We start from the raw sequence: 11,742 nt of genomic DNA on the forward strand, positions 1-11,742 counted from the left end.
GTCGGCGAGGACGAGCGACCGGACCCCGTCACCGAGGCCATGGCCGCGTCGCCGCTCGGCCGTCCCGGCGATCTTCCCGGCCCGGCCGTCCTGGGGTTCCTGGCCTGCTCGGCCATCGTCCGCCGGGACGCCTTCCTCGACGTCGGCGGCTTCTCCGAGACGCTCCACTTCGGGGGCGAGGAGGAGCTCCTCGCGCTCGACCTGGCCGCCGCCGGATGGGGCCTGGCCTATGTGCCGGAGCTGACCGTCCACCACCATCCGTCGTCGCTCGGCCGGAACGCCGCCGCGCGCCGCCGCCGGGAGGTCCGCAACCGGCTGCTCACCGCCTGGCTGCGCCGTCCGGCCCGGGCCTTGGCACGGGAGGTCGCCACCGCCGTCCGCAGCCGCGAGGGGCGCCGCGGCGCCGTGGACGCCGTCCGCGCCCTGCCGTCGGTGCTGCGCGAGCGGCGTCCCGTCCCGCCCGAGGTGGAGGCGGCCCGCCGTACCCTCAGCCGGTACTGAGCTCCTGGGCGGAACGCCCTGCCGGACTCCCCGCCGGACGCCGTGCCGGTCGCCATGTCGTCAGCACCGCGAGCGCCAGGAGCAGCTCGCCGATGTCGCCGCCGTAGTACATCAACTCGGCCCCGCCGCGCACCTGCGACGGATCGCCGTGCCGGTCGAGGAGCCCGGCGTACATCACCTGCGCCAGCGACGCGTGGACGACGATCCCCACCCCCAGCACCACCAGCCGGACGAGCACCGGCGCGCGGTGCGGATCGGGGTCGGGCCCGGCCACCGCCCGCGCGAACAGGCATCCGGCCAGGAAGAAGTGCGCGTGGATCAGGACGTGCAGCGTCTCGTTCTCCGTGGACGCGGCGTAAAGCGGCGTCGCGTACACGAGCACCGTGCCGCCCGCGCTCAGCACCAAGGCCGTCACCGGATGGGAGACCACCTGGACGACCCGGGTCCGCAGCAGCCTTCCGACGCGGCGGCCGACCGACCGGGGCGCGGTCCGCAGGAGCAGCGTCACCGGCGCGCCCAGCACCAGGAACAGCGGCGCGTACATCCCGAGCAGCAGGTGCTGCGCCATGTGGCCGCGGAAGTCGTCGTCGGCCCAGCCGTCCACCGGCGGGGAGAAGGCGAGCGCCACCAGGCCGAGGCCCAGCAGCAGGCTCGCCGTCCTCCCGGGGCCGGCCGTCCGCGCGGCCACGTCAGCGCACCTCGAGCGGACGGCGCCGGGCGAGGAGCGTGCCGCCGATCAGCAGCACCGCCCCCAGCACCAGGAACGCCAGGTCCCACCACAGCTGGCGCGGCCCGCTCCGGACGTGGTGGATGCCCAGGATGTGGTGGTCGACCACGCCCTCGACCAGGTTGAAGATCCCCCAGCCGGCGGCCATCCAGCCCCAGAACGGCGGCGTCCGCCACGCGGGCCGGTCGCCGGGGGCCATCCTGCGGTAGAGGACGGCCAGTCCGACGAGGACGCACACCCAGGTGAAGACGTGGAAGAACCCGTCCCAGAGGGTGTTCATCTCCAGCCCGGAGACCGTGTGCGTGGAGTACCGCTTCACCCCGATGTGGTCGTCGCCGGTGCTGGACAGCATGTGGTGCCACTGGAGCACCTGGTGCAGCATGATCCCGTCCACGAACCCGCCGAGGCCGAGGCCGAGGATCAGGCCGGGCAGCATGAGCCGGTCACGCACGGTCAGCCTCCGATCATCGGGAGTCGTGATCATGCCCGCTGCCCGCACGCCTAACCCAGGCCGGACAGAACGCCGACCCGGGAGGGCGCGTCAGCCGATCTCGGCCACCACCGGCAGCCGCTCCTGCCCGTCGGCCGCGCCCGCCCCGGCCCCGGCGGGAGCCGGACGGCGCAGGACCAGCAGCAGCGAACCGATCGCGGCGACGGCCGCGAGGGCCGTCAGCGACCAGCCGGTCGCGTACTCGGCGTGCCGGGTGGACCCGCTGTCCTGGAACTGGACCAGGAACAGCGTGCCGACGGTCGCGACCCCGAGCACCTGCCCGGCCTGCATCACGGTCAGCAGCAGCCCGCTGGCGTCGGCGGCCTCCTCGGCCGGGACGTTCTCCAGCGCGCTCGTCATCACGATCGGCATCACGCCGAGCCCGAGGCCGATCACGGCGGTGAGCACCAGGTAGGCCGCGCCCCCGGACGCCAGCGGCCCGATCCACAGGTAGCCGAGCGCCGCGACGGTGAACCCGATCGGGACCATCCGGCGGTGCCACCGCACCGGCAGCCGCTGCCAGTAGAGGCTGACCGCCGCGAACGCCAGCACGCAGGGGACGAACGCCAGACCGGACTTCAGCGGCGACATCCCCAGGTCGCCCTGGAGGTGCAGTGTGGTGGTGAACAGGAACGACCCCCACGAGCCGGGGCCGAACATCAGCGTGGTCGCGCTGACCAGGACGCCGGGCGCGCGCAGCACCCGCCCGGAGACCAGCGGACGCCCGCCGCGCACCATGAGCCGCCGCTCCACCAGCGCGAACACGGCGAACAGCACCGCGCTGGCCGCCAGCGCCGCCCAGCCCCACGCGGGCCAGCCCAGCTCGTGCCCGAGGATCAGCGGCACGACGAGCAGCAGCAGCGCCGACGACAGGACGAGGAGCCCCAGCGGGTCCAGGCCGCCGCGCCGGTCCTCGTCCGCGCGGGGCAGCACCCGCGGGCCCGCGGCCAGCAGGACCGCGCCGATCGGCACGTTCACCAGGAACACCAGCCGCCAGCCCGACCCGAACAGGTCGGCGCTGACCAGCAGCCCGCCGAGCACCTGCCCGACGACCACGCCGCCCGCGATCACCATCGCGTACATGCTGAGCGCCCGGGCCCGCGCCGGCCCCTGGAAGCCCCGCTGGATCATGCTCATCACCTGCGGCGTCATCAGCGCCGCCCCGACGCCCTGCAGGAACCGCACGACGATCAGGAACCCGGTCGCCGGGGCGAGGCCGCAGGCCAGCGAGGCGAGGGTGAACAGGGCGAGCCCGCCGAGGAACACCCGCCGGTGCCCCAGCAGGTCGCCGAGCCGCGCGCCGGTGATCAGCAGCACGGCGTAGGCGATGATGTACCCCGCGACGACCAGCTGCAGGCTCGCGCCGCTGGCGTGCAGGTCCGCGCGCAGCGTCGGCAGGGCGACGTTGACGATGTTGACGTCCAGGATGGCCATGAACTGCCCGAGCAGCAGCAGCGCCAGCATCGGGCCGGTAGACCGTGCGGAGGACGCCCGCACGCCCTTCATGCGTTCGGTCGGATTTGTCATGCCGGTAGCCTCCGCCCGAACCGGTACCAGTGCCGAGAGCGTGCTGATACTGGTACTGACAGCACCTGGATCATCGTGGCGGTCTCGGTGAGACTGGGGGAGTGACGATGACGGTGGCGGAGCGGCGGACGAACGGGGGACGGCGCCGGCGGGACGAGCTGGCGGCGTTCCTGCGGAGCAGGCGGGAGCGGATCACGCCCGAGGACGTCGGGCTGCCGCCCGCGCCGCGGCGGCGGACGCCCGGCCTGCGGCGCGAGGAGGTCGCGCAGCTCGCCGGGGTCGGCGTCACCTGGTACACGTGGCTGGAGCAGGGCCGGCCGATCAACGTCAGCACGCAGGTGCTGGACGCGATCGCGCGGACGCTGCGGCTGGACCCGGTGGAGCGCGGGCACCTGTACCGGCTGTCGGAGGTGGCCGTCCCGCCGGAGCCGGACGGGGTGTCGGCGCTGACCGAGGACGTCCGGACGATCCTGGACGGGCTCGGCCCGATGCCCGCGGTCGTCGCGAGCCCCCGCAACGACGCCCTGGCCTGGAACGACGCCTACGCCGCGCTGGCGCCCTGGGTGACCGAGGCGCCGGAGGGCGAGCGGAACTCGATCTGGCAGTTCTTCACCCGCCCCAGGTGCTGCAACCCGTGCGTCAACCTGGAGGAGCAGATCGCCGAGACGGTCGCGATGTTCCGGTACCGCTACGTCCGGCACCGGGACGACCCGGACTTCCAGCTCTTGGTCGACCGGCTCCTGGAGGCCAGCCCCCGGTTCGCCGAGCTGTGGCGCAACCAGGACGTGGCGATCCCCAAGCCCTGCCAGAAGGACTTCCTCTACCCGCGGGTCGGAGGGCTGATCGCGACGCGCACCACCTCCCTCGACCTGAGCGCCCGGCCGGGGACCCGCCTGGTCGTCTACACGTTCGTGGACGACGCGAGCCGCGCGAACTTCATGCGCCTGCTCGCCGACCCGTCGCTGGCCCGGCCCGACCACACGCACTGAACGACAGCGGTGCGCACTGAACGGCAGCGGTGCGCACTGGACGACCGAGGTTGCGCGGGCCCGGGCCGTACGCCATCATCGGCGGCATGATCAACCGGAAGGGCGGACTCCGCCCGGGCCGTTGAGCCCCACCGCGGCCGAGAGGCCGCTCGCAGAAGTCGAACCCCTGGCCTGGCCGAGCCGGACGCGCTCGCTGGCCCTGCACGCCCGGCGGCTCGCCGGGACCCCTGAACTCCAGGCGCTGCTCGCCGACCTGTCCGCGCGCGGACGGTACGAACGGCACACCGCCCTGCACATGGCGATGGCCGCCCGGGACCTCGCCCACGTCGCGGACGTCCTCGCAGGGCCCGACATGGACCTGCGTAAGGCCGCCCTGCGGGCCGTCCGCACCCTGCCCGTCCCGGACGCCGCCGTGGCCCCCGCCCTCGACGACGCCCCCACCGACCTGCGCCGATCCGTCTACCGGACGCTTCTGTACGCCCGCCGGACGGCGCTCGCGGACCGGCTCCTGCCGGACGTGCGGGCGCGGTACGGCGACCGCGAGGCGGCCATCCTGCTGCCCGCCTGCTCGGCCGCGACGGTCACACGGCTCCTGCCCGGACTCGCGCACGCCGTCACGATGTGGCGCGCGCTGGCGACACGCCATCCCGACGCGCTCCTCGGCCTGATCGAGCGCGAGTTGCAGGAGGACGGCGGGAACCGGTGGAGGTACGTACGCCAGCGGAACGCCGCCCTCGTCCGGGTCGCGGAGGCGCGGCCACGCGAGGCCATGGAGGTCTTCGTCCGCTCCGGCCTGCTGCGTTTCATCGCGAGCGACCTTCCGCCGAGCGTGCTGAAGGCGTTCCACCGCGCTGATCCCGCCGGGTTCGCGGCCGTGCTGTCCGCGCGCCGGGGGCGGGTGGACCCGCCCGGCCCGGTGCTCGTGCGGCACCTGCCGGACGACATGCTCGCGGGACGCCTCTCGCGGGGCCGATCCGACAGCCGCGCACTGCTCGCCGATCTCCCGCCGCACCGCCGCGACGCGGTGTTCCGGCTGGCGCTGGAGAAGCTGGGCGGGACGATGCGGGCGTGGACGGTCATGCCGCTGCTGCCCTGGCTGTCCCCGGAGACGGCCGCCGGGGAGGCGCGCCGTCTCCTGGACTGGCACGCGTCGGTCTGGCACTCGTCCCGTGACCGCTGGGACGACCCCGACACCCCGCTCCGCCTCGTCTCGTTCCTGCCGCACGACGAGGCGGTGGACACGCTGGTCGACGCGGCCATGGGCGGCGATCCCCGGCGGCGCGGCCTCGCGCGGACGCTGCTGCTCGCGAACGCCGCCCGGACCGGGGACCCCGCCCTCGTCGCCGAGCACCTGACGGCGATCGTCCGGCGCGTCCGGCACGAGCCGGACCCGCTGCGCTCCGAGCTGTTCGACGCGGTGACCGCGCTCAGCCCGCGCGTGCTGTCCGACGCGTGCGCGGACGCGCTGCGCGAGTTGGCCACGGCCGTCACCGAGTCCCGCGACTCCTCGGGGGAGACCATGCGGGCCGTCCGCCGCCTGGCCGTCCGCGTCCTGCGGCACCGGGCCGATCCCGCGCTCACCGCGTGGGCGACCGGAGCACTCGCCGACCTGCTCGGACGCTTCGGGGCCGACGCGCTGCGCGCCGCCCCGGCGGCGGAAGAGCCATGGCGCCACCGCAGGCGGAGGAGGCAGGTCGCCGACCCTGACGACCACCGGCTCGACCGGGCGGTTCCCCCGGGCGGCGAGGCGGCCCTCCTGGACGCGTTCGCGCCGCACCTCCGAGCGGCGCGTGCACGCGGCGACCACGAGGTGTTCGTCGCGGTCACGGCGTCTTTCGGGCGTCGGCCGACCGGTCTGGACGACGACCTGCGCGCGGCCGTCCTCCACGCCCCCGAGGAGGTCGGTGCCGTGGCGGCGCGCTTCTACCTCGCTCGGGACCCCGATCGGGTGGCAGGGCTCCTCGCGGACGACCCGGCGCTGATCGCGATACCCGCTGTCTGGCGGGTGGTGGCGACCCGCCGCACCGACCTGCTCGACTTCGACCACGACCCGGGCGACCGCGTCAGCCCCTGGATCCCCGACCTCAAGGACGCCCGCCCCGGGCGCTGGACCCCCGCGCAGGTGCGCGCCGCCAGGAATTGCCTGGACAAGGCGGCGCACGACGAGGCGTTCGACGTGACCGCGCGGATGCGGGCGATCGCCTCCCTCGGCCGCCTGCCCGGCCACTTCCCGGTGCTGCATATGTGGGCGCGAGAGTCGGTCGGCGCGATGAAGGAGGCCGCGCTCACCGAGGCCGGGAACCACCCGGAGGCACTGCCCCTGCTGTTCGAGATGGCGCGCGGTCCCGCGTCGGCCGTGGCCGCCGCGGGCCTGGCCCGGTGCGCCGGGCGCGTCCGGCCGTCGATCCTCGGCCCCGTCCTCGTCGCCGCGCTGACCGCACGGGACGCGAAGGTGACCGTGCGCAAGCAGACGGCCCGGCTACTCGAACGGCACCGTCCGCCGGGCGCCTTGGACGCCCTCCTCGACACCTGGCGGGATCCTGCCCTGCACCGCGATGTCAGAGTCGCCGTGGCCGTCGCGCTGCGGCGCTTCCCGGACGATCCGCGCGCCCTCGAAGCCCTGGCGGAGGCTCCGCGCGAGCACGCGACCGAGGAGATGCTGCGGACGTTGTTCCAGGCGTCGCCGGCCGAGTACGCGCCGGACGCCCGTCCGGCCATGGCGACGCTGGTCAGGGCGTGCCTGAACGCGTCCGACCTGCCCGGTGTCCGGTTCCGGGGCCGCAAGGCGTTCGCCGCCTGGGCGCGCTGGTACCCCGGCGGCCACGCCGGGACCCTGGCCGCGGCGGCCGACCCGGACGACCCGTCCGGTGACACCGAGGCGATGGTGCTCGCGGCCCTGGTCGAGGTCGGGGCCGTCCGGGACGAGGCGCTGGACGTCCTCGACCGGCTGGCCGCGGACCCGCACCTGCGCCGGCGGCTGGAGAGCCTCGTCACGGGACTGCGCAACCTGGCGCGCCGTCCCGCCGAGGAGGCGGTGGCCGAACCGCTGGCTCGCCGTTCGGGCACTTCGGCGAGGGCTGCCTGCATGTGCGGCTGGACTTCCCGCTGGCGACGCGTCCGGAGGTGTACCGGGCGTTCGCCGAGGACGCGGCCGGTCTCGTCGTCGCGCATGGCGGCTCGGTGTCGGGGGAGCACGGCGACGGGCGCGCGCGTTCGGAACTGCTGGAACGCATGTACTCGCCGGAGCTGCGAGCGGCTTTCGCCGCGTTCAAGCACCTCTTCGACCCCGGCCGGACGTTCAACCCCGGCGTGCTCACCGATCCGGAGCCCCTGGACGAGCGGCTGCGTCCGGGGCCGGGCGCGGACCGGCTCACGATCACGCCGGTGCACGCGCTGGCGAGGGACGGCGGCTCGTTCGCCGCCGCCGTGCAGCGGTGCGTCGGTGTCGGCGCGTGCCGGACGGTGGGTGGCGCCGCGTCCATGTGCCCGTCGTTCAAGGTCACCCGCGACGAGGTCCACTCGACGCGCGGGCGCGCGAGAGTGCTGGCCGAACTGCTGCGCGGCGAGTCGCTGCGGGACGGCTGGCGTTCGACCGAGGCGCGCGACGCGCTCGACCTGTGCCTGTCCTGCAAGGCGTGCGCGAGCGACTGCCCGGTCAACGTCGACATGGCCACGTACAAGTCCGAGTTCCTGCACCGCCACTACGCGGGACGCGTCCGTCCGATGGCGCACTACTCCATGGGGTGGCTGCCGCTGTGGTCACGGCTCGCGACGGCCGTTCCGGGCGCTGCGGCCGCGGCCAACGCGGCGCTGCGCCGACCGGGGATCGCGGGGGTCGTGAAGCGCGCGGCGGGCATCGAACCACGCCGTGACCTGCCGCCTTTCGCGACCCGTCCGCTGCGCCGCGTCCTGCCCGAACGGCTCGGCCGGGGGCGGCCCGTGGTGTTGTGGCCGGACACGTTCACCGCGTTCCACACGCCCGAGGTCGGACGCGCCGCCGTGACCGTCCTGGACGCGACCGGGCATCGGGCCGTCCTGCCGCCCCGCGCCGTCTGCTGCGGCCTGACCTGGCACTCCACCGGACAGCTCGGGATCGCGAAGCGCGTCCTGCGCCGCACGCTGGACGTCCTCGAACCCGCGCTCGCCGCCGGGCTGCCGGTCGTCGGGCTCGAACCGTCCTGCACGGTCATGCTGCGCGCCGAGGCCCCCGAGCTGCTGCCCGACGATCCGCGCGCGCACCGCCTCGCCGCGTCCGTGGTCACGCTCGCCGAACTCGTCGCGGACGCCGATCCGTGGCCGTTCCGGACGCTCGGCCGGGACGCCGTCGCGCAGGTCCACTGCCACCAGGAGGCCAAGGGCTCCTACGCCCCCGACCTGCGCGTCCTCGAACGCCTCGGGGTGCGGACGGACGTGGTCGGAGCGGGCTGCTGCGGCCTCGCCGGCGACTTCGGGTTCGCGCGCGGGCACTGGGAGGTGTCGCAGGGCTGCGCCGAACGCGAGCTGTACCCGAAGGCGCGGGACGCGTCGCTCGTCCTCGCGGACGGGTTCTCCTGCCGGGTCCAGATCGGCCAGGGGACGGGCGTCCGCGCCCTCCACCTGGCCGAACTCCTTTCAAAGTCCCGGCCCACTTCGCTCGCCCAAGGGCTCGCTACGTGACCGGGTCTGGGCGAACGCGGCATCGCTTCGCGATCTGCCCGGTTTCGCTCGCCTTCGGCTTCGCTTCACCGGGCAGGTCACGCGTTCGCGCGCGTGGTCGGGGCCCCTTCGGGCCTAGCCGACTACCTTCAGCAGGTCGTCGAGGTCCTCGGCGGCCGGGACCAGGCCGAAGTCCGCGAGCACGCCGGTGAACTCGGAGAGGTCCAGCTCGCGGGTCTCGCGCCTGCCGTCCGGCCAGGTGGTGGTGAGCGTGAGGTTGTCGAGCTGGCGGAGCGACTCCGCGCTGAAGCGCTGCGCGTACACCCGTCCGGTGAACGGCGACCGGGGGTGGGTGGCGACGTAGTGGCTGGCCAGCGCGTAGTCCACCGGGAACACCGGGACCTGCGCGAACACGTGCCGCCGCGTCCAGCCGTCCGGGCCGTCCTGCCGCAGCGTCCAGTGCCGCACGCCGAACTCGTCGTCGGGCAGGCGGTCCAGCCGGAACCGCCAGCCGTCCTGATCGGACTCGGTGCCGTCCGTGAACCGCAGCGGCTCCAGCGGGCCGGAGCCGAAGCCGACGTCGCACAGCCATTCGTGCTCGTCGTCCGCGGGCCGGACCACCAGCAGCGCGTGCGTGGCGGGTCGGATCGACCCCTCGGGCGCGCCGATCACGACCCGACCGACGAGCGCGGTGAAGTCGAAGCCGAACCGCTCCAGCGCCGCCGCGAACAGCGCGGCGTGCTCGAAGCAGTAGCCGCCGCGCTCGGACCGCACCAGCTTGTCCTGCAGGGACGGCACGTCCAGCAGGACGGGCCGGCCGAGCACCGGATCGAGGTTCTCGAAGGGGATCGAGGTGGTGTGCCCCCGGTGCAGCGCGCGCAGCGCGGCGAGGATGGGGGCGCGCTCCGCGTCGAAACCGATCCGGCTCAGATAGGCGTCGAGATCGAGGTCGTCGCCGTGCCACATGTCGTTCATGGGGGAACGTTACGACCTCAGGCGTGCTTGAGGTCAATGCGGGCAAGCCTTCGCCCCCCGCCTACATGCGCTCGAGATCCGCCCGTTCGACGCCCGGCGCCCCCACGCCCGGTGCCCCGGTGTCCGGCGCGCCGATGTGCGGCGACTGGACGTCCGGGACCTCGATGACCGAGCGGTCGGTGGGCGGTGCTCCGGAACGCTCCATGACGTCCTCGCGGGAGCCCGCGAGGATCGCGCGCAGCGTCAGCTCCTCCTCGCGGCTCAGCGTCGCGACGAAGCGGGCGAGCGCCTCGGGCGGGTCGCTCGCCACCCGCAGCCGGGCGTGCATCTGGTCGGCGACCAGCCGGGACTCGTCCACCGCCAGCTTGTAGAGGAAGTGGCGGCCCTCCCGCATCCGGCTGACCATCCCCTTGCCCAGCAGCCGGAACAGGATCGTGTTCACCGTCGTGTAGGCGGGCGCGCCGGGCAGCGCCTCGCGCAGCTCGGCGGTCGCGACCGGCCGCTCGGCGGCGGCCAGCGCGGCCAGCACCTCGGCCTCCAGTTGTCCCAGCCGTCTGCGCGTCACCGGATCCGTCCCCGCTCCGTCCGACGTTTGCATGATGGGGCAATCGTAGACCGCGCGGCGCGCTCCGGGGCGTCCCGTCCCACGCGGTTCTCCCGTTCGTCTCACCGGATTGCCATCACGTGGTTACCGATCATGCTCAAGGGTAATGAAGAGGCTGCGGAGAGTAATCAATCTGTTCCGCAAGACGCCCATCGCGCCGGGTCAGACCGACCGGAGCCCGCCACCGACCCCCGGGCCCCCGGACCGACCCGGCGCGGTGGGCGACCCGCCCACCGCGCCGAGCCGCGGCGTCCTCCTGCCGCGTCGCCAGGCGGGCTCAGCCACCTGGCGCGACCGTCCTCAGCGGACGTAGACGGCGGTGCCCACCGGCACGAGACGGAACAGCAGATCCGCCGTGTGGTACATCGGGATGCGGGCGCAGCCGTGCGACGCGGGCGACAGCGGGACGCTCGGCGACCCGTGCAGCGCGTAACCGCCGTGGAAGTACAGCGGCTTGTAGAGATTGCCGAGCGGCGCGTGCCGCCAGCCGTTGATCTTCCGCAGGACGCGGAAGTTCCCGGACGGCGTCTTGGCGTACGAGCACTTGCCCTGCGAGCAGTACCGCTTGCCGGACCCGGTGGACGTGAGCGTGATCAGCTGGACCTTGCCGCCCCGGTACACGACCACGAGCTGGTGCTTCTTGGACACCTCGACGCGGTTGGCCGCCCCGCCCTTGATGACCCGCGGGGGCTGCGCCGGGTGCGCGAGGGCCTTCCACGTCTTGGCGCCGACGGTGCTGCTCGGGGTGATGCGGTTGACCTTCTGGAAGGCGTACACCGCGTAGCGCAGGTCCTTGCCGTACCGGCCGTCGACCGCGCCCGGGTCGTAGTGCAGCGCCCGCAGCCGGTTCTGCAGGTACTTCACCGTCGCGCCCTTGTCGCCGTAGTGCAGCGTGCGGGCCGCGGCTCCCGTGACACCGCCCTCGGCGGCCGTGACACCGCCCTTCGCGGCCGTCACGGCGTGCGGGACCAGGCCCGCCCGATCCGGTGCTCGGCTGACGGCGGCCTCGGCGGTGCCGGGCGTCACCGTCGAGATCGTCCCGGCGATCGCCAGCGGGACGAGACCAAGCAGGATTCGGCGCATTCAACTCTCCTCGGGGGGTGCGCGAAAATGATCTGTCCCCCCTTGAGTAGTCCTCTCAGCGCCGTGGAACAAGGGGTGCGAGGGGTGTGAACGCTCGCAATTCGCGCCCTGTGCCCGGCGTTCAGCCGGCGGGCCGCCGGGGTGGAACGAGAAGGTCCAGGTCGGCGCGGGTGACGCGGGCGCGCTCGGCCAGCGCGTCCCGGTCGAGCCC

Annotated in this window: 8 protein-coding genes and 3 pseudogenes; 5 read left to right on the forward strand and 6 right to left on the reverse strand. The window is 74.2% G+C overall.

Going from position 1 to position 11,742, the window contains the following annotated elements; all coding sequences use genetic code 11:
- Window positions 1–501: pseudogene (locus tag AB0J52_RS12580) on the forward strand (glycosyltransferase family 2 protein); the annotation flags it as partial.
- On the opposite strand, the gene AB0J52_RS12585 reads toward AB0J52_RS12580, so the two are convergent.
- The 3 genes from AB0J52_RS12585 to AB0J52_RS12595 form a co-directional block, all read right to left on the reverse strand.
- Window positions 488–1,189, reverse strand: coding sequence for a cytochrome c oxidase assembly protein (locus AB0J52_RS12585; protein WP_500181698.1), 702 nt, complete (start codon window positions 1,187–1,189; stop codon window positions 488–490). The pseudogene AB0J52_RS12580 and the gene AB0J52_RS12585 overlap by 14 nt on opposite strands.
- Window position 1,190: 1 nt before the next feature.
- Window positions 1,191–1,679 carry a DUF2243 domain-containing protein gene (locus AB0J52_RS12590; RefSeq protein ID WP_500181699.1) on the reverse strand — a complete coding sequence of 163 codons (489 nt, stop codon included), beginning with the start codon at window positions 1,677–1,679 and terminating at the stop codon, window positions 1,191–1,193.
- A 90-nt stretch (window positions 1,680–1,769) separates the two neighbouring features.
- Window positions 1,770–3,245 carry an MFS transporter gene (locus AB0J52_RS12595; protein ID WP_500181700.1) on the reverse strand — a complete coding sequence of 492 codons (1,476 nt, stop codon included), beginning with the start codon at window positions 3,243–3,245 and terminating at the stop codon, window positions 1,770–1,772.
- Window positions 3,246–3,352: 107 nt separating this feature from the next.
- On the opposite strand from AB0J52_RS12595, the gene AB0J52_RS12600 reads away from it, so the two are divergent.
- The 4 genes and pseudogenes from AB0J52_RS12600 (at window position 3,353) to AB0J52_RS12615 (ending at window position 8,890) form a co-directional block, all read left to right on the forward strand.
- A complete protein-coding gene (locus AB0J52_RS12600; RefSeq protein WP_500181701.1) occupies window positions 3,353–4,234 on the forward strand; it encodes a helix-turn-helix transcriptional regulator in 882 nt (293 codons plus the stop codon).
- A gap of 2,332 nt (window positions 4,235–6,566) precedes the next feature.
- A pseudogene (locus AB0J52_RS12605) lies at window positions 6,567–6,854 on the forward strand (HEAT repeat domain-containing protein); the annotation flags it as partial.
- A gap of 467 nt (window positions 6,855–7,321) precedes the next feature.
- Window positions 7,322–7,840: pseudogene (locus AB0J52_RS12610) on the forward strand (FAD-linked oxidase C-terminal domain-containing protein); the annotation flags it as partial.
- A gap of 231 nt (window positions 7,841–8,071) precedes the next feature.
- Window positions 8,072–8,890, forward strand: a complete 819-nt coding sequence (locus tag AB0J52_RS12615) for a (Fe-S)-binding protein (protein WP_500181705.1) — start codon at window positions 8,072–8,074, stop codon at window positions 8,888–8,890.
- 114 nt (window positions 8,891–9,004) lie between these two features.
- Here AB0J52_RS12615 and AB0J52_RS12620 read toward each other — a convergent pair whose 3' ends face one another.
- From AB0J52_RS12620 to AB0J52_RS12630, 3 genes are all read right to left on the reverse strand, one after another.
- Window positions 9,005–9,844, reverse strand: a complete 840-nt coding sequence (locus tag AB0J52_RS12620) for an arylamine N-acetyltransferase family protein (protein ID WP_500181702.1) — start codon at window positions 9,842–9,844, stop codon at window positions 9,005–9,007.
- 61 nt (window positions 9,845–9,905) lie between these two features.
- The gene (locus tag AB0J52_RS12625) at window positions 9,906–10,409 is read right to left on the reverse strand and encodes a BlaI/MecI/CopY family transcriptional regulator (protein WP_500181703.1); all 504 of its coding nucleotides are present in this window, start codon (window positions 10,407–10,409) and stop codon (window positions 9,906–9,908) included.
- A gap of 339 nt (window positions 10,410–10,748) precedes the next feature.
- Window positions 10,749–11,531 carry a L,D-transpeptidase family protein gene (locus AB0J52_RS12630; protein ID WP_500181704.1) on the reverse strand — a complete coding sequence of 261 codons (783 nt, stop codon included), beginning with the start codon at window positions 11,529–11,531 and terminating at the stop codon, window positions 10,749–10,751.
- Window positions 11,532–11,742 lie beyond the last annotated feature (211 nt).

Source organism: Spirillospora sp. NPDC049652 (assembly GCF_040675125.1).
In the GTDB taxonomy this organism is placed as follows: domain Bacteria; phylum Actinomycetota; class Actinomycetes; order Streptosporangiales; family Streptosporangiaceae; genus Spirillospora.

Excerpts from the sequence above, each read along its gene's own strand:
- AB0J52_RS12595 (WP_500181700.1), bottom strand. The coding sequence starts at position 3,245 with ATGACAAATCCGACCGAACGCATGAAGGGCGTGCGGGCGTCCTCCGCA.
- AB0J52_RS12620 (WP_500181702.1), bottom strand. The coding sequence starts at position 9,844 with ATGAACGACATGTGGCACGGCGACGACCTCGATCTCGACGCCTATCTG.
- AB0J52_RS12630 (WP_500181704.1), bottom strand. The coding sequence starts at position 11,531 with ATGCGCCGAATCCTGCTTGGTCTCGTCCCGCTGGCGATCGCCGGGACG.
- AB0J52_RS12600 (WP_500181701.1), top strand. The coding sequence starts at position 3,353 with ATGACGGTGGCGGAGCGGCGGACGAACGGGGGACGGCGCCGGCGGGAC.